Origin of the sequence: Rothia sp. LK2588 (assembly GCF_040946465.1) — a bacterium.
GTDB lineage: Bacteria > Actinomycetota > Actinomycetes > Actinomycetales > Micrococcaceae > Rothia.
Window position 1 is genome coordinate 201990 of sequence record NZ_JAYWLS010000001.1, and the last position, 19425, is coordinate 221414.

Annotated in this window: 15 protein-coding genes and 1 tRNA gene; 10 read left to right on the forward strand and 6 right to left on the reverse strand. The window is 62.1% G+C overall.

From position 1 onward, the window contains the following. Positions 1 to 132: 132 nt before the first annotated feature. Together VVR12_RS00880 and VVR12_RS00885 are read left to right on the forward strand one after the other, a co-directional pair. The gene (locus VVR12_RS00880) at positions 133 to 786 is read left to right on the forward strand and encodes an MBL fold metallo-hydrolase (RefSeq protein WP_368549234.1); all 654 of its coding nucleotides are present in this window, start codon (positions 133 to 135) and stop codon (positions 784 to 786) included. Between the two features lie 22 nt (positions 787 to 808). Continuing rightward, entirely contained in the window at positions 809 to 1237 is a 429-nt protein-coding gene (locus VVR12_RS00885; RefSeq protein ID WP_368549235.1) for an HIT family protein, read from the forward strand. Here VVR12_RS00885 and VVR12_RS00890 read toward each other — a convergent pair. The 6 genes from VVR12_RS00890 to VVR12_RS00915 form a co-directional block, all read right to left on the reverse strand. After that, on the reverse strand, positions 1234 to 1437 hold the full coding sequence (locus VVR12_RS00890; protein ID WP_368549236.1) for a helix-turn-helix transcriptional regulator: 204 nt from the start codon (positions 1435 to 1437) through the stop codon (positions 1234 to 1236). The two genes, VVR12_RS00885 and VVR12_RS00890, sit on opposite strands and share 4 nt — an antisense overlap. 3 nt (positions 1438 to 1440) lie before the next feature. After that, positions 1441 to 1902 carry a hypothetical protein gene (locus VVR12_RS00895; protein WP_368549237.1) on the reverse strand — a complete coding sequence of 154 codons (462 nt, stop codon included), beginning with the start codon at positions 1900 to 1902 and terminating at the stop codon, positions 1441 to 1443. A gap of 110 nt (positions 1903 to 2012) precedes the next feature. Beyond that, positions 2013 to 6410 carry an ATP-dependent RNA helicase HrpA gene (gene hrpA / locus VVR12_RS00900; RefSeq protein WP_368549238.1) on the reverse strand — a complete coding sequence of 1466 codons (4398 nt, stop codon included), beginning with the start codon at positions 6408 to 6410 and terminating at the stop codon, positions 2013 to 2015. Between the two features lie 16 nt (positions 6411 to 6426). Further along, positions 6427 to 6963, reverse strand: coding sequence for a GNAT family N-acetyltransferase (locus VVR12_RS00905; protein ID WP_368549239.1), 537 nt, complete (start codon positions 6961 to 6963; stop codon positions 6427 to 6429). A gap of 103 nt (positions 6964 to 7066) precedes the next feature. Beyond that, complete coding sequence (locus VVR12_RS00910) at positions 7067 to 7927, reverse strand: alpha/beta hydrolase fold domain-containing protein (protein ID WP_368549240.1); 861 nt, start codon at positions 7925 to 7927, stop codon at positions 7067 to 7069. Positions 7928 to 7971: 44 nt separating this feature from the next. Next, positions 7972 to 8045, reverse strand: a tRNA-Arg gene (locus VVR12_RS00915). A 141-nt stretch (positions 8046 to 8186) separates the two neighbouring features. Here VVR12_RS00915 and argS point away from each other — a divergent pair. The 8 genes from argS to VVR12_RS00955 all read left to right on the forward strand — a co-directional run bounded on the left by argS (position 8187) and on the right by VVR12_RS00955 (position 19406). Beyond that, on the forward strand, positions 8187 to 9848 hold the full coding sequence (argS, locus tag VVR12_RS00920; protein ID WP_368549241.1) for an arginine--tRNA ligase: 1662 nt from the start codon (positions 8187 to 8189) through the stop codon (positions 9846 to 9848). Further along, a complete protein-coding gene (locus VVR12_RS00925) occupies positions 9849 to 11333 on the forward strand; it encodes a diaminopimelate decarboxylase (RefSeq protein ID WP_368549242.1) in 1485 nt (494 codons plus the stop codon). A gap of 27 nt (positions 11334 to 11360) precedes the next feature. After that, on the forward strand, positions 11361 to 12659 hold the full coding sequence (locus tag VVR12_RS00930; RefSeq protein ID WP_368549243.1) for a homoserine dehydrogenase: 1299 nt from the start codon (positions 11361 to 11363) through the stop codon (positions 12657 to 12659). 37 nt (positions 12660 to 12696) lie between these two features. Next, positions 12697 to 13710: a homoserine kinase gene (gene thrB / locus VVR12_RS00935; protein ID WP_368549244.1), complete on the forward strand. Its 1014-nt coding sequence runs from the start codon at positions 12697 to 12699 to the stop codon at positions 13708 to 13710. A 328-nt stretch (positions 13711 to 14038) separates the two neighbouring features. Next, positions 14039 to 16108 (forward strand): transcription termination factor Rho, encoded by a 2070-nt coding sequence (rho, locus tag VVR12_RS00940; RefSeq protein WP_368549245.1) that lies wholly within the window; start codon positions 14039 to 14041, stop codon positions 16106 to 16108. Between the two features lie 14 nt (positions 16109 to 16122). Beyond that, the gene (gene prfA / locus VVR12_RS00945) at positions 16123 to 17202 is read left to right on the forward strand and encodes a peptide chain release factor 1 (protein ID WP_368549246.1); all 1080 of its coding nucleotides are present in this window, start codon (positions 16123 to 16125) and stop codon (positions 17200 to 17202) included. Positions 17203 to 17206: 4 nt separating this feature from the next. Continuing rightward, positions 17207 to 18109, forward strand: a complete 903-nt coding sequence (gene prmC, locus VVR12_RS00950; RefSeq protein WP_368549247.1) for a peptide chain release factor N(5)-glutamine methyltransferase — start codon at positions 17207 to 17209, stop codon at positions 18107 to 18109. A gap of 76 nt (positions 18110 to 18185) precedes the next feature. Then, positions 18186 to 19406, forward strand: coding sequence for an L-threonylcarbamoyladenylate synthase (locus tag VVR12_RS00955; RefSeq protein ID WP_368549248.1), 1221 nt, complete (start codon positions 18186 to 18188; stop codon positions 19404 to 19406). Positions 19407 to 19425 lie beyond the last annotated feature (19 nt).

The window sequence follows — 19425 nt, forward strand, 5'->3', positions numbered from 1 at the left end:
GGCCTCCTTGTATGGCGCAGGGGTTCGTTTAACTGCACCTACCATAGCACCGGCGGTGCAGGGCGGTCTCATCCACCTTCTCGCAGCGTCTCATAACCTTGCGTTGACCGGCGCTGGCACTAGGGTAGAAGTATGAAACTGATCAAATACTCTCACTCCTGCGTTCGTCTCGAAAATAATCATCACGCTCTGGTCTTCGACCCGGGCATCTTCTCGGAATCAGCGGAAGCGCTGGAATCGGCCAACTACGTGGTAGTCACGCATAACCACCCCGATCACTTCGACGCCGATACCGTTGTTCCGTATCTCGCCGAGCATCCTCAGATCAAGGTATTTGCCCCGCAACCCGTAGCGGATGAGATCCGCAAGGTCGCACCGGATACCGAGGTCACCGTGCTCTCCGGTGAAGAAGAGGTGGAGGTCGAGGGCTTCTCGCTCAAAACCTTCGGTGGTCAGCACGCGCTGATCCACCCGCTCGTGCAGACCATTCCCAACGTGGGTGTGCTGGTCAACGACAGCGTCTATCATCCCGGTGACTCGCTCGTGGTGCCGCACGGCCTGCAGGTCAAAAACCTCTTGGTGCCGATCCACGCTCCCTGGAACAAGATTCAGGAGGTCATCGATTTCATCATCGCCGTTGGCGCGCCCAAGGCCTTCCCGATTCACAACGCTCTGCTGTCAGACGCTGGCCACACCATTATCGAGGGGCAGCTGAAGAACTTCGGTTCCAAGTACGGCACCGAGTACCAGCACCTGGAAACCGGCGACGCCGAAGATCTGTCCTAACTCATCGCAACGAAGGAGCAACATGGCTACTGTATTCACCAAGATCATCAACGGTGAGTTCCCCGGTCGTTTCGTCTGGAAGGACGAGCGCGTGGTGGTTTTTCTGACCATCGAACCGTTGGCCCCGGGGCACGTCCTGGTGGTCCCGCGCGAGGAGATCGAGCACTGGATCGACATGCCCGCCGAGCTCTCGGCCCGCGTCTTCGAGGTCGCCCAGACCGTCGGCAAGGCTATCGACGCTGTCTGGAACCCGACCAAGGTCGGCGTGGAGATCGTCGGGTTGGATGTTCCGCACGTGCATGTGCACGTGTTCCCGGCCGATAACGTGGAGACCTTCAACTTCGCCAACGTCGACCGCGACCCGGCAGCCGCTGACTTGGACGACGCCGCCGCCAAGATCCGCGCGGCACTGACCGAGGCCGGCCACGGGGAGTTCGTGCCCGAAAGTTAATCCTCGCGTAGGTCGGGGGTGAAGATATCCTCGATTCGACAATCGAAGATCTGGGCCAGTTGAAAGGCCAGGGGGAGGGACGGGTCAAACCGTCCCTTTTCTATGCTGATGATGGTCTGGCGGGAGACGCCGAGCTCATCGGCAAGCTTCTGCTGAGAGAGTCTCTGAGCCGCGCGGAGCTCTTTAAGGGTGTTGTCCATCCGTTAGGCGACTTTCCGCTTGTGGATTTGATAACTGATCAAAAAGCTCACCATACAGAATCCTGTGGCCACGGTCAGGAGCGTAGTTGCGGGTGCATTCCAACCGAAGATCGTGAACAGGGTAGTGGCTACACTCAGGGTGAAGAGCATGATGTGGAAGGTTATCTCTGCAGGTTTGGAGTACCAGATTTTTTCGATACTCTGCTCGGGGTTCTTCAACGCGTGGCTCATGGTGGACCGATCGACGCAAAGCCCCCAAACTGCAACCGCGGTCACCGGCATAAAGGGCAGGGCTGTGAGCGGGATCGCCCACCATGGCAGTTCATAATCTGTGCTGGCCGCGATGGTTCCAGAAAGGACGAGTGTTATGAGTGCGCTTAATCCCAAGCTGAGCGCAAGGAGGGCGATCGGGCTGCCACCAAACTTGGATCGACCCCAGCGGCTTCTTTCGACATTGTTTTTCACGATGGTTCCTAACGTAAAGTGAGCTTTACATTCTGATGTAAAGCTCACTTTGCTGATGGTTCCAGCTGTATGTCAAGCACGCTTTACATGCCAGGAATTTATCGGCGATGTCAGCTTGTCTTAGCTGCTTCTCGTGCCTCACGAAGAGCCTTGCGGATCCTCTTCTCCGAGACCGTGTAGGCTGTGCCGAGTTCCTGAGCGAAAAAGCTCACGCGTAGCTCCTGGATCATCCACTCTACGTTCGCCAGCGCCGGGGTCGGTTGTGCCTTGCCCGGCAATGACTTGACCGCCTCGTCGTAGTCATCTTCCAGTCCCTGCACGGTCAGCATGAGTTGGTTATCGCGGTTGACGTTCGGCCCCAGCTTCTCGATGCGGGTATGCATGGCTTTCAGATAGCGGGGTAGGTGACGCAATTGCGCAAAACCGGTCTGGGCCACAAAACCGGGGTAGACCAGGTGATCCAGCTGCGACTTCATGTCCGACATGGCGTGGATGACGGAGAGCGAGGTCGACTTCTTGATCAGCTTGGCGACCTTTGCCGCCTCCGAAAGCACATCTGCCACCAGCTTGGTCACCTCGAAGACCGTCTCAATGAGGTCAGCGCGTACCGCATTGAAGAGCTTCTCGTACTCGGCGCGGGTAAACGGCGCGGACGCCGGGGTCAGCTTGTCGAGCGCGGCCACCGTGCAATCCCGGATCAGCTCGTCAATGGAACCGTGCGGATTCTGCGTGAACACGATCTTCTCGCGATTCGACAGGTGGTCGCTGACGTAGCGCAGGGGAGAAGGCACCTGCAACTGAAGCAGGCGGATCACGCCGCCACGTTGTGCTTGCTCGGCCTCCTCCGACGAGGGGAAGATGCGCACCGCGACCGTCTTACCTTCGTCGACCAGCGCCGGGTAACCGGCCACGGTCTGGGTGGCGATGACTCGCTCGATTTTGCGCGGCAGGTCCCGCTCGGGCCAGGCCGTCAGCCCGGACACTTCGCGGACGCCGTGGGCGGCACTCTGCCCGGTAGCACCTTGCCCCGCGCCCTTCTTGCCCTGACCGGAGGAGCCGCCGCGGGCGTCCTGCGTACTGGCCTTGCCCTGTGCGGCTCCCTTACCGCCGGCCATGCGACCCATCGCCGCCAGGGTGTCGGGGGAGGCGCCCAGGGAAGCCGCCAGCGCCGAGCGGATCTGCGGGGCGAGCTTCGCCTTGAGTTCCTCGAGGTCCTTGCCCTCACCGAGGATCTTGTTCTTCGCGTCGCGCACCTGGAAGGTAAAGCGCAGGTGGTCGGGTACAGCCTCCCAATTGAACACCGCCGGGTCAACCACGTGTCCGCGCAATCGGCGCAGCGTCAACGCGAGCGCCTCGGTGATCGACTCCTCCGCCGGGGAGAAGTTCTCGTTGAGTTGCGCGGTGGCCTCGCGGGCGACGTCCGGGGCGGGCACGAAGTTTTTGCGGACCGCTTTGGGCATCGACTTGATCAACGCGGTCACCAGCTCCTGGCGCTGGCCGGGGATCATCCACTGGAACTGCTGCTGATCGAGTTGGTTGAGGAACAGGATCGGCACCTGAACGGCGATGCCGTCGGTCTGAGCCTGCGATGAGCGCACGCCACCGATCTGCACCGAGGGCGCGAACTCGTAGCGCAGGTCCAGGCTCAGCTGACCATTTTCTGTCTGTACCGTCCAGGTGCGGGGGAACTGCGACTCGTCGAAGTCGCCAGCCTCTTCGTCGATGAGGTTCTCGGGGTTGAAGTCGAGCAGGTGCTCGTTGCGGGTGCGTTCCTCCTTCCACCACTTGTCGAAGTGCCGCTCGGAGTAGATGTTCTCGGGCAGGCGGGCGTCGTAGAAGTCGAAGAGGGTCTGATCGTCCACGCGTAGATCGCGGCGGCGCAGGCGGGCCTCCAACTCCTCCACTTCGGCCAGGGCACGCTGGTTGCGGGCGAAGAACTTGTGGCGGGTCTTCCAGTCACCCTCGACTAGGGCCGAACGGATAAACATCTCGCGGGAGGCAACCGGGTCGATCCGCCAATAGTGCACGCGGCGGTCGGCGATCACGGGCACGCCGAAGAGGGTGACCTTCTCGTGGGCCATCACCGACCCCTGCGCCGAAGACCAGTGCGGTTCGGCATACTGCCTCTTCACCAGGTGTGCGCCGACCTCCTCGATCCACTCGGGGGCGACCTCCGCGTTGACCCGTGCCCAGAGGCGGGAGGTCTCCACCAGCTCGGCCGAGACGATCCATTCGGGATTTTTCTTGAACAGCCCCGAACCGGGGAAGATCTGGAACCGGGTACCGCGGGCACCCTGGTACTCGTGACGGTTGCGTTCGTCTTTGAGGCCAATATGGGAAAGCAGGCCGGAAAGGAGCGACTTGTGGATCGCTTCTTCATTGCCGGCGGGATCGATGTCGCGGCCGCCGGAGACCTTGATGTGGGCGTTGCCCGCCATCTCTCGCAACTGGGCGAAGAGATCTTGCCATTCGCGCACGCGCAGGAAGTTGATGTACTCGCGGTGGCACAATTTACGGAACTGGCTCGAGGAAAGCTCCGCCTGCTTCTCGTTAATGAAGTTCCACAACAGGAGGTACGACGAAAAATCCGATTTCTCGTCTTTGAATCTGGCGTGCAGGGCATCGGCCTCCCCGCGGTGTTCGGCGGGGCGCTCGCGCGGGTCTTGAACGGTCAGAGCCGCTGCAAGAACCATCATCTCTTTGGCGCAGTTGCGCTTGTTCGCCTCCACGATCATGCGGCCCAGGCGCGGGTCCACGGGCAGGGCGGCCATTGACCGGCCCACCGCGGTCAGCGGCGAGTCGGCATGACGCCCGCGCCCGCGTCCAGATCGTTGCGTGCGCGAGGACGCACCCGGGGTGGCGATCGCTCCCAGCTCGCGTAGCAGGTTCACGCCGTCGTTGATGGCGCGCGTCTCCGGCGGTTGTACGAAGGGGAACTTCTCAATGTCCTGAGCGTTCTTCACCACGCCGATCGAGGTCATTTGTAGAATCACCGCGGCCAAGTTGGTGCGTAGAATCTCGGGGTCGGTGAATTCCGGACGAGAGGCGAAGTCTTCTTCCGAATAGAGGCGGATGGCGATGCCGTCGGAGACGCGGCCGCATCGTCCCGAGCGCTGATTGGCGCTGGCCTGCGAGATGCGTTCGATCGGCAGGCGCTGCACCTTGGTGCGGGTCGAATACCGGGAGATGCGCGCGGTACCGGTATCGATGACGTACTTGATGCCGGGAACTGTCAGAGAGGTCTCGGCGACGTTGGTGGCGAGCACAATGCGAGGACGCTTGCCGGGACGGAAAACCTGCGTCTGCTCCTGCATGGAGAGGCGACCGAAGAGCGGCAAGACCTCGTAGTTGGGCATGCGATTGGTGGCGCGCAGCATGTCCTCGATGGAGTCTTTCGCGTCACGGATCTCGCGCTCGCCGGAGAAGAAGATCAGGATGTCTCCGGGTTCCTCCGCGGCCAGCTCGCGGATCGCGTCGAGAATGCCCTCGATGGGGTCGCGGTCTTCGTCGGCCAGGCCGTCGTCGGTGCCTTCCTCGTCGTCAACCTCGCCCTCGTCCGTGAGCGGGCGGTACCGGATCTCCACCGGGTAGGTGCGTCCGGAGACCTCGATGATGGGCGGGGCGTCATCGGGGACGGTGGCTTCGGCGATCTCTTTCTCTTCGGCGCTCAGCGATTCATCGACGATCCCGACGCCGGGCACGAAGCTGGGGGAGAAGTGACGCGCGAAGCGCTCGGGATCGATCGTCGCCGAGGTGATGATGATCTTCAGATCCGGCCGCTGCCCCATGATCCGTTTGAGGTACCCCAAGATGAAGTCGATGTTGAGGCTGCGCTCGTGGGCCTCGTCAATGATGATCGTCGAGTATTTACGCAGCAGCGGGTCACCCTGAATTTCTGCCAACAGGATGCCGTCGGTCATCAGCTTGATCGCAGAGTTTTCGCCGACCTCGGAGGTGAAGCGCACCTGATATCCCACCGTCTGCCCGATGGGTTGGCCCAGCTCTTCGGCGATGCGTTCGGCCACCGAGCGAGCCGCCAGACGCCGCGGCTGGGTGTGGCCGATCAGGCCCTTCTCACCCAGGCCCAGCTCTAGGCACATCTTGGGGATCTGGGTGGTCTTACCCGAGCCCGTCTCGCCGGCGATGATGACCACCTGGTTGTCGCGGATGGCCGCGATGATGTCTTCACGACGTTCGGTGACCGGCAGGTGCTGGGGGTAGGGGATGTTCTCGGGGATTAGCGGCGCGTAAGGTTTGGGCTGCCGCTGGTTCTGACCGTTGCGCTTGCCCCGGTTGTTTCGGGATCGTCCCTTGCTACCGCGGGCACCCTTATTGGGGCGGTCAGAACCGCCGCGGGCGTCCTGCCCTGGGGCGGTGCCACCGCCCTTGCCCTGGCGTGCGTCATCCTCGCTTTGCTTAGGGGAGGACGAGCGGGTCGGGGCTGCGTGCATAGCGGCGGCCAGGGCGCTGAGATTGGGTGCGGAGTGCTGAGACTTTTCCTGAGACATAGTCTCTTTAGTCTAGCTAATCGGTCACCAACCGGGAGTAGACCGCCAGGTCGTAGATATTGCCCCGGAGGTGTTCGGCACCGCGGGCCACACCCTCGAACACAAAGCCGGCCTTATCGGCGACCCTTCGCGAAGCGGTGTTGACGGTGGCGGCGCGCAATTCAATACGAAAAACGTTCTGGCTAAAGGCGTGTTCGGTGACTAGCCGTAGCGCTCGCGGGGCTACGTTCTTCGTTCGGGCCCAGGGGGAGACACTGTATCCGACGTCGATGCTGCGACTGGCTTCGTTGAGAAGGCGCAGTTCGATATTGCCGCAATAGCGCTTGCCCAGCACGATGGCCCATCGCACCGAAGTGGAGTCGTCGAGGAATTCCTCGGCCATCTGCTCGGTGTATTCGTCGGGGACACCGGTGAATTCGATCATGCGCGGATCGCGGCTGGTGGCGGTGAGATCTGCGACCACGTTGTAGATGCCGCGGGCTGTAGTCCAGGGGACGAGCGTGATCTCGTCGACCGATAGCTCGGGTGTGGTGATGGGCCAGGCGAGATTCATGGGTATAGCCTAGCTTACAAGCGTGCGGTGCGTTGGTGGGCACATCGGGGATTTGTGCCCGTTATAACTCTAAATTCGGGTGCAAATCCCCGATAACTGGGGGTTAGAGCTCGTGCACCCAGGCCAAAACTTTTTCCAGGATCGGGTCGGCGTACACGCGCAAATCCGCGTGATCCGCCTCGTCCACCAGTTCAATCATGGTGGGAATACCCCGGTCGCGCAGAGCCTCATACGCGCGGGCCGATTGCACCGAGGGCACGCACGAATCGGCCACCCCGTGCACGAAGGCGATCGGTGCGCAGCGGTGAAGACCGGACGCCTCGGCCCGGTTGAGTAGGTCGATCGGCTGAGCTTTGCTCCAGTTCAGTTCTGCGTCCGATCCAGCCGGCGCGGGGTAGGTGCTACCCAGCAGGCGCCACTCGGCGCCATCGTCATCGGGGTGTTCCTCGGGAAAACCGCACAGCGGGCGGTCTTCGAAAATGGTGCGCAGGTCAGAGACGCCATAGATGCAGATCGCGGCTGCAACCTCAGCCGAGACATCTGCGCCCGGGCCGTCGTAATATTCATCGCCAAGGTTCCCGGTGGCGGCTGCCAGCATCGTGAGGTGGGCACCGGCGGAGCCGCCAGCCACAATAATCCGATTCGGATCGACACCCAAGACCTCGGCATGTTTGCGGAAGTGCCGTATGGCGGCTTTTACGTCATGAATCTGGGAAGGAAACTGCGCCTCGTCAGACAGGCGGTAGTTAATAGACGCACACGCGAAACCAGCTTCGGCGAAGACCTCGCGCAGGCGGTGCACTCCGTTCTCGGAAGACAGCAGAGCAGATTTGTCACCAAACCGCCAAGCACCACCGTGCACATAGATCAGCAGGGGAGCACGCTCGCCCTCGGCGGGGTAGAAATCGTAGGAATGCGAGTCGGTGTGGTTGCGGGTATAAAAACCTGACTGGGGAGCTTTCATAGCTTCATCCTAGTCAGAACGAAGAATGAAGTTAAACAAAAAAGTGCCCCTGAAAGGATTCGAACCTTCGACCCCCAGTACCGGAAACTGGTGCTCTAATCCACTGAGCTACAGAGGCATGCGTTGCGCACGTGAAAACCACGACTGAAACGACTCATCAACTATAGCAGATTCCACAGCTACCTCTGGCGGGGTTGCCATTGCCCACAATTTAGTCCCAATATGTGACGCGAGCGCCGATGTGAGTAAACTTTATGTTATGACTCCCGAAGAACTCTCAGAAGCAATCGAAACTGCCCTTTCTACCTCCATCGACGCTGGTGAACTGACCCTCGCCGAGGGAGCCGAGCTCCCCGCCGTGCGCGTCGAGCGACCGAAGAACCGAGACCACGGTGACTGGGCCACCAACGTTGCTCTGCAGATTTCAAAGAAGGTCGGCAAGAACCCCCGCGAAGTAGCCCAGTTGCTCGCCGAGAAGATCGGTGCAGTCTCGGGTGTGGCTAAGGTAGACGTTGCAGGCCCCGGCTTCCTCAACATCACCCTGGACGCCGGTGCGGCCGGAGAGCTGGCGCAGACCATCGTTGAGGCGGGCTCTGCTTTCGGCACCAACGACGAGCTTGCTGGCAAGACCATCAACCTCGAATTCGTCTCGGCGAACCCCACCGGCCCCATTCACCTGGGTGGCACCCGCTGGGCCGCCGTGGGTGACTCGCTGGCGCGCGTCCTCGAGGCAGAGGGCGCAAACGTGGTGCGCGAGTACTACTTCAACGACCACGGTGGGCAGATCGACCGTTTCGCCCGCTCCTTGCTGGCCCGCGCCAAGGGCGAGCCCGCACCCGAAGACGGCTACGGCGGCGAATACATCACCGACATCGCCAACCGCGTGCTCGAAGCCAACCCGCAGGCCCTGGAATCCGACGACCCGCAGGAGGCCTTCCGTGCCGCCGGCGTCGACTTCATGTTCTCCGACATCAAGAAGTCCCTGCACGACTTCAAGGTCGACTTCGACGTCTACTTCCACGAGAACTCGTTGTTCGAGGGCGGCAAGGTCGAAGAGATGCTTGAGCGCCTGAAGAGCAACGAGAACCTGTACTTCAAGGACGGCGCCTGGTGGCTGAAGTCCACCGATTTCGGTGACGACAAAGACCGCGTGGTGATCAAGTCCGACGGCAATGCCGCCTACATCGCCGGCGACATCGCGTACTTCCAAGACAAGATCAACCGACCCACCAACCCTGCAGACATCTGCATCTACATGCTCGGCGCCGATCACCACGGTTACGTGGCTCGCCTGAAGGCCGCGGCTGCTGCTGTGGGCGACGATCCCGATCGCGTTGAGGTGATGATCGGTCAGATGGTCAACCTGGTGAAGGACGGCAAGCCCGTGCGTATGTCGAAGCGCGCAGGCACTGTCGTGATCCTCGAAGACCTGGTTGACGCCGTGGGTGTGGACGCCGCGCGCTACACCCTGACCCGCTACTCGGTGGATTCGAACATCGATATCGATCTCGATCTGCTGACCAAGCAGTCCAACGACAACCCGGTCTTCTACGTGCAGTACGCCCACGCGCGTACCTGCAACGTGGCGCGCAACGCTGAGGCCGCCGGGGTGGACACCTCGAGCGTTGATCACTCCTTGCTCAACACCGCCTCCGACAACGAACTGCTCTCGGCGCTGGCGCAGTACCCCAACGCCGTCAAGGAAGCCGCAACCTTCCGCGAACCGCACCGCATCGCCCGCTACCTGGAATCTCTGGCGAGCGCCTACCACAGCTGGTATGGCAACTCGCGTGTGGCACCCATGGGTGATGAAGAGGTTACCGATCTGCACCGCACCCGCCTGCAGCTCAACAACGCCGCCCGCACGGTGCTGGCCAACGGCCTGAACCTGCTGGGCGTCAACGCACCGGAGAAAATGTAAATGGGTTCTGCCGCAGCACTGTTCAAACCTGACTGGCTGACGTACCCCAGCGACCCCGCCGCGCTGGACCTCACCATCTGGGAGTCGAGTTTCCAGCGCGACGAGACCGGCGAGCTCACGGTCGACGGTACGCCGGTCTCTGCCTTGCGCGAGCAATTTGGCACGCCCGCCTACGTGTTTTCGGAGTCGGTCTTTCGCGCCCGGGCCCGTGGCTTCCGTGAGGCCTTTACGGAGGCTTTTGCTCACCACGGCGCTGAGGTGTCGGTCTATTATGCCGGCAAGTCGTTCCTGTGTACCGCTGTGGCTGCGTGGGCAAAGGACGAAGGTCTCAATCTCGATACCGCCTCTGGCGGAGAGCTGGCGGTGGGACTGCGGGCTGGTATGCCGGGGGAGCGCATTGCTCTTCATGGCAATAACAAGTCTGAGGCAGAGTTGCGGCGCGCCCTGGAGAACAACGTGGGGCGCATCGTGGCCGATTCGGCAGACGAGGTTCGTTTGATCGCGCGCGTGGCAGCCGACATGGGTGTGACCGCGCCGGTCATGCTCCGCCTGACTCCCGGCGTTCACGCCTCCACCCACGACTTCATCGCCACCGCGCATGAGGATCAAAAGTTCGGTCAGTCGCTGGTGCCCGGTACCGCACAGCTGGCCGGTTTTCACGCCGATGAACTGGAATCGATGGGGCTGCGGACCGATGATGCCTATGCGACCGTTTCGGTGGCATTGGCCCTGGCGGCCGACCACATCGATCTGCGCGGTTTCCACTGCCATATCGGTTCGCAGATCTTCGAGGCCGAGGGGTTCTCACAGGCCGCGAAGAAGGTGCTGGGATATCTCAACGAGATCAATCATCGGTTTAACGTGACCCTCCCCGAGATCGACCTCGGTGGCGGTTACGGTATCGGATACGTGGAGGGTGAGAAGCCCCGTGCGGCGCGGGATGTCGCAACTGAGCTGGCTGACTCCGTCTCCAAGACCTGTGCTGATCTCGGTATGGCCATCCCGCACCTTTCCTTCGAACCCGGCCGTTCGATCGCGGGTCCCTCGGGTATCACCCTCTACACGGTGGGCACCATCAAGAACGTCTCGATCGAGGACGAACACGGCGACACCCGCGTGCGCCGCTACGTCTCGGTGGACGGCGGTATGAGCGACAACGCGCGTCCGGTGCTCTACGAGGCTGACTACACGGCGGTGCTGGCCAACCGCGCGCCCGAAGGCGACCAGGTGCTCTCCCGAGTGGTGGGCAAACACTGCGAATCCGGTGACATCGTGGTTCGCTACGTGTATTTGCCGGAAGACTTGAAAGCCGGCGACGTGCTGGCCGTCCCCGCCACCGGCGCATACTGCTATGCACTGAGTTCTAACTACAACATGCTCACCCGCCCGCCGGTCGTGGCGACCTCCGCTGACGCCGAGCCGCGGGCCATCGTCCGCCGCGAAACCGAAGACGATCTGCTCGCCCGCGATCTGGGCAACGTCTAAATACTTCTATCGCTGAGGAGAACATTCATGGGCGCATCACAGCGCATTAAAGTCGGCCTATTGGGTTCGGGCAATGTAGGCTCTCAGGTGGCCCGCATCCTCATCGAGGAGGCCCAAATGCTCAGCCAACGCATCGGAGCGCAGATCGAACTGACCGGCATCGCGGTGCGAGACACGCAGGCCGATAGGCACTGGCAGGCACCGGCCGAGCTGTACAGCACCGATGCCGATGTGCTCATCGACCGTTCCGACGTGGTCATCGAACTGACCGGTGGCATCGAACCCGCCCGCACGCGTATTCTGCGTGCCCTCAACGCCGGGAAGCCCGTGGTCTCGGGAAATAAGGCTCTCATCGCCAAACACGGGGTTGAGTTGCAACAGGCCGCTCAGGCTTCCGGTGCACAGTTCAGCTATGAGGCGGCGGTGGCAGGCGCCATCCCGATTCTGCGGCCCCTGAAAGATTCCCTCTCCGGCGACCACGTCAACCGGGTGCTGGGTATCATGAACGGCACCACCAACTACATCCTGGATCAGATGGATACCACGGGGGCGCAGTTCGACGACGCGCTTGCCGAGGCTCAGCGCCTGGGCTACGCCGAAGCGGACCCCACCGCGGACGTCGAAGGGCAGGACGCCGCGTCCAAGGCGGCGATCGTGGCCTCGCTGGCGTTCCATTCGGAGTTCACCATCGACGACGTGCACTGTGAAGGCATCACGTCGGTGACCGCCGAAGACGTGGCCGCGGCTTCTGAAGACGGCTACGTGATCAAGCTTTTGGCCACCTGCGAACGTGATGGTGAGGGCGTCAATATTCGCGTGAGCCCCACGCTCGTGCCTCGTGAACACCCGCTGGCTTCGGTGCACGGCGCCTACAACGCGGTCTTTGTGCAGGCAGAAAACGCCGGTGAGTTGATGTTCTACGGTCCCGGTGCCGGTGGCAACCCCACGGCCTCCGCGGTGCTGGGCGATTTCGTCTCTATCGCCCGACGCCTGGTGACCGGTGGCGCTGCCATACCTGAGTCGACCTATGCTCAGCTGGATTCGACCCCAATGGCAGATGTGGTCTCACGCTATTCCATCGGTATGGAGGCTGAGGATCGGGTGGGCGTGCTGGCCGCCATCGCCGAGAAGTTCGCCGAACACGGGGTCTCGATCAGCACCATGCGTCAGACCAAGGGGCAGAACGCCGGTGGCGAGCCCACCTCGTCCTTGCGCGTGATCACCCACCGCGCTGAAGATTCTAAGATGCGTGCTACATTGCACGATGTGGAGGGCCTCAGCTCTGTTCGGGCGGTGACCTCTCTCTACCGGGTTGAGGGCGAATAAATCTTCTGCAACCCCCGTTCAAACTCAAGGAATCACTATGAATTTGCCGTTGATCGACGGTTCTTCTGAAGCTCATCTTTCGCCGGAGATTATTCCCGTGGGCACGCGGGTGCGAGTGAAGGTTCCCGCCTCGAGCGCTAACCTCGGCCCCGGGTACGACGCGGTGGGTATCTCGCTGGCCCACTTCGACGAGCTGGAGTTCACCCGGATCGAGTCGGGGCTCGAGTTTGAGCTATCGGGTGAGGGTGCGGAGGACGTCCCCCGCGACGAGACCCACCTGGTCGTGAAATCCATGCAACGCGCCTGGCGCGCGGTGGGACTCATGGAGCTTCCCGGGTTGCACATTAAGGCAGTCAACCGCATCCCGCATTCCCGCGGTATGGGGTCCTCGGCCTCGGCCATCGTGGCCGGTGTGGCCGGGGCGAACGAAATGTTGCCCGCGGACGTCCGACTCGACGACGACGCGATGTTGCAGATCTGCTCGGCGATGGAGGGCCACCCCGATAACGTGGCGCCCTCACTGCTGGGCAATCTGGTGATCTCCTACGGTGATGAACAGGGCTGGCACTCACTGTCGGTGCCCGTACACTCCGAGGTGTTGCCGGTGGTCGCAATCCCCGATTACGAGGTGCCCACGAAGGTGGCGCGCGGGCTTATCCCTGAGAACGTGCCTCATCACGAGGCCGCCGAGAATTCCGGACGCGCGGCGTTACTGTCGCAGGCGCTCTCCGCCGCGCCCGAGTATCTGCTACCGGCCACCTATGATTTGCTTCACCAGTCTTATCGTGCGTCTGCGATGCGCCCCTCGGCCGCTTTGGTGGCCGATCTGCGGGGGCAGGGATACGCCGCCGTTATCTCAGGGGCGGGGCCGACCGTGCTTGTTTTTGCACGTGGGGCCGCAGAACGGGCCGAGGTAACCGAGGCGATCCGCCGTGCCCAGCAACGGGAGGCGGTGGGATTCCACGAGGGCCGTCGGTTGAACTGGCGCATCGAGGAAGTGAATATTGATACCGAAGGTGTTATGCTCAGTAGAGAAGACAACGCTTTCTAGCAGGGTTCTTCACTACATCACATAGGTAGTCGTTCTTATGAAACTACCTGTCTCTTAGTTTCTCGCTATGATCGCATCGCGATCTATGGTGCGAGATCCTAGAAGCCATCTTCGCCGCATAGCCGTGCACGTATTTTGGCTCATTCACGCATCCACGATCACCCAGTAATTTCTTGTATCCCCTTCACCGTGAAGGCCGGCCGTGAAATTACCGGATTGAGGTGGCAGATGCGGGAAGTTTTCAGCTGGTCTGAGGCTGAAAATAGGCACCATCTCTTGAGTGCCCCACGAAATATTTTTCGACATTTATCGAGGGGAAGGAACCTTCGTGGCAGAATCCACTGACCGTACCGCGGCGCAGGAAGAAACCAATTCACCGTCTTTGAGTAGCCTGAAACTGGCACAGTTGCAGGCGCTCGCCTCCCAGCTAGGAATCACCGGAGCGCGTCGTATGCGCAAGTCTGATCTGGTCGAGGCCATTTCGAACCACCAGCGTGGCGGAGTGTCGGAGCAGCCGAAGGCACAGGTCTCCACCGAAGAAGCAGCTACCGAAAAGCCGGCGCGTCAGCGCTCTGCCCGCGCCAAGAACGATGACTCCCAGCCCGGTGATCAGGGCAAGCAGGAATCCGGTGAGGGTTTCTCCGAGGCTCAGGGTGAGAACTCCGGCGAGCAGAAGCCTGCACGCCGTCGCAACCGCCGTGCATCGTCCTCGGATCAGAAGTCTGCAGAGCAGAACACCGCAGAGCAGAGCAACGCCACCCAGGAGTCTGAGAACTCCGCGGAGCAGGATGCCATCGCCGACGAGCAGAAGTCAGAAGGCGAGGAGCAGAACAACTCGCGCTCTCGTGGTCGTAACCGCTCGAACCGCCGGTCGAAGGGTAACAACGACAACGGCAAGGACCAGCGTGAGAATGACTCCGCTGAGAACGGCGAAGACTCTAAGAGCGACAAGAACTCCGAGCAGCAGGCAGACAAGAACGAGAAGTCTGCCGACGCGGGGGAGGAGCGCAACTCTCGCAAGCGCAACCGCAACCGCGAGCGCAACAACGACCGCAACGAGCAGGACGACAACGACAAGTCGGATCGCAACGATCGCCGCGAGCGCTCGTCCAAGAACAACGGTCCCGATGACGACAACAGCCGCCGCGGCCGCAACCGCAACCGCCGGGAACGTCAGAATGAACGCCGCAACCGCAACCGTAATCGCAATAACAACAACGATTACGACGAGCCGGAGCTGACCGAAGACGACGTGCTGGTGCCCGTTGCCGGTATCTTGGACGTGCTCGATAACTACGCTTTCGTGCGTACCTCCGGTTACCTGCCCGGTCCCAACGACGTCTACGTTTCGCTGAACCAAGTCAAGCGCTACGGCCTGCGTAAGGGTGACGCCGTGGTCGGTGCCATCCGTGCACCGCGTGAGAACGACAAGAACAGCCAGCGTCAGAAGTTCAACGCTCTGGTGCAGCTGACCTCGATCAACGGTCTGGAGCCGGAGCAGTCCAGCAAGCGCCGCGACTTTACCAAACTGACCCCGCTGTACCCCCAGGAGCGCCTGCGCCTGGAGACCGAGCAGAAGAAGATCGGCCCCCGTGTGGTCGATTTGATCGCGCCGATCGGCAAGGGCCAGCGCGGTTTGATCGTTTCCCCGCCGAAGGCCGGTAAGACCCTCATGCTGCAGTCGATCGCCAACGCGATCACCACCAACAACCCCGAGGTGCACCTGATGATGGTGCTGGTGGACGAGCGTCCTGAGGAAGTCACCGACATGCAGCGCACCGTCAAGGGCGAAGTGATCGCTTCGACCTTCGACCGCCCGGCCGACGACCACACCACCGTGGCCGAGCTGGCCATCGAGCGCGCCAAGCGCCTGGTGGAGCAGGGTCTGGACGTCGTGGTCCTCCTGGACTCGATGACCCGACTGGGCCGCGCCTACAACCTCGCAGCACCCGCCTCGGGCCGTATCCTCTCCGGTGGCGTGGACTCGGCTGCACTGTACCCGCCCAAGAAGTTCTTCGGAGCCGCACGCAATATCGAAGAGGGCGGTTCGTTGACGATCCTCGCCACCGCACTGGTGGAGACCGGATCCAAGATGGACGAGGTCATCTTCGAAGAATTCAAGGGCACCGGCAACATGGAACTCCGCCTGTCGCGTCAGCTGGCAGACAAGCGTATCTTCCCCGCCGTGGACGTCAACGCATCGGGCACCCGCCGCGAGGAGAACCTGCTCTCTGCCGAAGAGATCAAGATTATGTGGCGCCTGCGCCGCGTGCTGGCCGGCCTCGACCAGGAACAGGCGCTCAGCGTGCTGACCAGCAAGTTGCGCGACACCGGCTCCAACGTGGAGTTCCTGCTCACCGTGCAGAAGTCCGGCCTGGGCACTAACTCCAACGACTAAGAAGGTAGGCAACTATGTACGATATTCAGTCTCTGCTCGACGAGCACGCTGATCTGCAGAAGCAGCTTGCCGACCCCGCTGTCCACGCCGATCAAGGTAAGGCGCGTAAGCTCGGTCGACGCTACTCCGAACTCAACGGCATCGTCGAAGCGTACAACCGCGTCAACAACCTCACCGACGATCTCGAGGCCGCGAAAGAAATGGCCGCTGAAGACGAAGAATTCGCCGCGGAGGTCAAGGAACTCGAGGTGCAGATCCCTGAGGCTCAGGAACGCCTGCGCCGCCTGCTGATCCCGCGCGACCCGGACGACGGACGCAACGTGATCCTCGAAGTCAAGGGTGGCGAAGGTGGCGACGAAGCCTCGCTGTTCGCCGGTGACCTGTTGCGCATGTACACCCGCTACGCCGAGTCCAAGGGCTGGAAGACCGAGATCATCTCGTCCACCATGACCGATGTCGGCGGTTACAAGGACGTTCAGGTTGCGATCAAGGGCACCTCGAACGACCCCGCCGAGGGTGTGTGGGCGCACCTGAAGTACGAGGGCGGCGTGCACCGCGTGCAACGCGTTCCGGCGACCGAATCGCAGGGACGCATCCACACCTCGGCAGCGGGTGTGCTCGTCTTCCCCGAGGTTGACGAGCCCGAGGAGATCGAGATCGCGCAGAACGATCTGAAGATCGACGTCTACCGTTCCTCAGGCCCCGGTGGTCAGTCGGTGAACACCACCGACTCGGCGGTCCGCATTACCCACCTGCCCACGGGCATTGTGGTCGCCATGCAGAACGAGAAGTCGCAGATCCAGAACCGTGAGGCCGCGATGCGCGTGCTCCGCGCCCGATTGTTGGCCTGGCAGCAGGAACAGATCGACGCGGAAAACGCCGAGAAGCGCCACTCTCAGGTGAAGACCATGGACCGTTCGGAGCGCATCCGAACCTACAACTTCCCCGAGAACCGCATCGCCGACCACCGCACCGGTTACAAGGCCTACAACCTCGATGCCGTGCTCAACGGTGATCTGCAACCGGTGGTTCAGTCTGCGATCGAGATGGACGAGGCGCACCGCCTAGAACAGCTTGGTCAAGAAGACGAGTAATTCGTTGGCAGAAGAATTTTCGGTAACGCCCGGTGAAGACCTCAACGAGGTTCTTCGCCGGGCTTCCGGCTACCTGAGACTTCACGGCGTACCCCAGGCCGCGGTGGACGCGCAGCTGCTGGCCGCGCACGTGGTGACCGCAGAAACTGGTGAAGAGGTCACCCGGGGACGGCTACAAGCGTTGGTTTTGATCGGTCGGCAGGTCTCGGAGCGTTTCGCTACGGAGTTTGTCGAACACATAGCCACCCGCGCTCGCCGCGTGCCGCTGCAACATATCACCGGGCGAGCCTACTTTCGGGGGCTGGAACTTGCCGTGGGGCCGGGAGTGTTCATACCGCGTCCTGAAACGGAGATTCTGGTCGACCACGTGTTGCAGGACGTCGACGCGCGACCCGCGGAGGCCAAGATCGTGGACCTGTGTACCGGTTCGGGAGCCATTGCTGCTGCGATTGCGCAAGAGCGCCCGAGGGCGCAGGTGGCGGCGGTAGAGCTGAGCGAACTGGCTCACGCCTGGGCAGAGCGCAACCTCGCAGGTTCGGGCGTACGCCTCATCCTCGATGACGCCGGCCAGGCGCTACCCGGGGAAGAAAATACCTTCGACGTGGTGGCCTCAAACCCGCCTTACATTCCCACGGTTGCCGTGCCGCAGGAACCCGAGGTGGCCGAACACGACCCCGCCATGGCCCTCTACGGGGGCAGCGCTGACGGTCTGGCGATCCCCGCTCGGATCGTCGCGCGAGCTTGGCAACTGTTGAAACCGGGAGGGTTCGTGATCGTCGAACACGCAGAGACTCAACGGGAAGCCATGCGCACCGTGCTCGAGCGGGCAGGTTTCGTCGCATTGGAATCTATCGACGACCTCACCGGCCGACCGCGACACACCGCCGGGTACAAGCCTTCTGGGTAGGCGCAGCTCCTCCGCCGCGCATATGCCCATTCCACTTCGGTGACCTACCGCCAGCAAACATGAGAGAATGAAGCCCGTGAAAGCTATCGTTTACACCACTGAGACAGACGAAGCCCGCGCTGAAGCCATCAGCGCCGCTCAGGCTACGTTTCAGGAGAAAAAGACCGTCGTCATCCCCACCGATACAGTCTACGGAGTGGCCGCCGACGCCTTCTCGCCGGACGCCGTCAGCGCGTTGCTAGCCGCGAAGGGGCGCTCTCGTCAGATGCCGCCGCCGGTGCTCATCTTCGATGAAGCCGTGCTACCAGGGTTAGCCGATCAGGTCTCCGACGATGCCACGGCCCTGGCCCGCAAGTTTTGGCCGGGCGCACTGACCCTGATCATGTACTGTCAGCCTTCGCTGAATTGGGACTTGGGCGAGACCCGAGGCACGGTCGCACTGCGCGTGCCTGACGACCAGCTGGCCATCGATCTGCTACGGCAGGTCGGGCCTCTTGCGGTATCCTCGGCTAATCGCTCGGGCCAGACCGCCGCTACCGACGCCGAAGAAGCGGCCGAGCAACTCGGTGAGGCCGTCGACATGATTATCGACGATGGTCGCCGTCCGCGGGACCGCGCCGAAGGGGTGGCAAGCGCCGATGTGCTTCCCTCCACGATCGTCGACTGCACCTCAGAGCGACTCGTGGTCGTTCGCGAAGGCGCCATTTCGATCGAGCAGCTACGCGAAGTCGTCCCCTCGATCGTGACCAAGGCCGAGCTGGAGCAGGACAACGAGTCTGCCGCGGTGCGCACCATCGACTCGACCACCGGTGATCGGGCGATCAGCGGTTCGGTGCGGGCCGAAGACGATCCCCGCAACTCCGGTCTCTACACGGTGCCCGGCGTCGACGCCCCGGCTCCCGAACACGGCGTGGGACGAGGTGACGCAGGTCAGCAATCGGCCCAAGACGAACGCCCGGGTCGGCATTTCGCCGAGGCTCCTCGCGCGCAGGCACCGGCAGAAGGTTCCTTTAACGCAGGCCTCGTGGGATCAGACGGTGCTACGGCAGGTGCCCCGGTAGCCGGGACCGTCGACCAGCTTCGTACCAAACAGGCCTACCGCCAAGAGAATCAGAGGACGACGGCAGGGGAGCGGACGAAACCCCTCCCGGTCGGACAGGCTCACGCCCTGGTCTTCTCCCACGCCGACGAAGAGCAACATAGCGAGCCCCGCGTGGATCACGGGAACCAAGAGCGGGGCGAGAACGACTCGGCGGTAGATGAGCCCCCGGTTTCACTCAGCGAATCCGCCGAATAAACAGTTCAGGGCGGTGCAG

What these genes read in the sequence shown, in the direction of transcription:
- VVR12_RS00880 (WP_368549234.1), top strand. Translation starts at nt 133, where the DNA reads ATGAAACTGATCAAATACTCTCACTCCTGCGTTCGTCTCGAAAATAAT.
- VVR12_RS00885 (WP_368549235.1), top strand. Translation starts at nt 809, where the DNA reads ATGGCTACTGTATTCACCAAGATCATCAACGGTGAGTTCCCCGGTCGT.
- VVR12_RS00890 (WP_368549236.1), bottom strand. Translation starts at nt 1,437, where the DNA reads ATGGACAACACCCTTAAAGAGCTCCGCGCGGCTCAGAGACTCTCTCAG.
- hrpA (WP_368549238.1), bottom strand. Translation starts at nt 6,410, where the DNA reads ATGTCTCAGGAAAAGTCTCAGCACTCCGCACCCAATCTCAGCGCCCTG.
- VVR12_RS00905 (WP_368549239.1), bottom strand. Translation starts at nt 6,963, where the DNA reads ATGAATCTCGCCTGGCCCATCACCACACCCGAGCTATCGGTCGACGAG.
- VVR12_RS00910 (WP_368549240.1), bottom strand. Translation starts at nt 7,927, where the DNA reads ATGAAAGCTCCCCAGTCAGGTTTTTATACCCGCAACCACACCGACTCG.
- argS (WP_368549241.1), top strand. Translation starts at nt 8,187, where the DNA reads ATGACTCCCGAAGAACTCTCAGAAGCAATCGAAACTGCCCTTTCTACC.
- VVR12_RS00925 (WP_368549242.1), top strand. Translation starts at nt 9,849, where the DNA reads ATGGGTTCTGCCGCAGCACTGTTCAAACCTGACTGGCTGACGTACCCC.
- VVR12_RS00930 (WP_368549243.1), top strand. Translation starts at nt 11,361, where the DNA reads ATGGGCGCATCACAGCGCATTAAAGTCGGCCTATTGGGTTCGGGCAAT.
- thrB (WP_368549244.1), top strand. Translation starts at nt 12,697, where the DNA reads ATGAATTTGCCGTTGATCGACGGTTCTTCTGAAGCTCATCTTTCGCCG.
- prfA (WP_368549246.1), top strand. Translation starts at nt 16,123, where the DNA reads ATGTACGATATTCAGTCTCTGCTCGACGAGCACGCTGATCTGCAGAAG.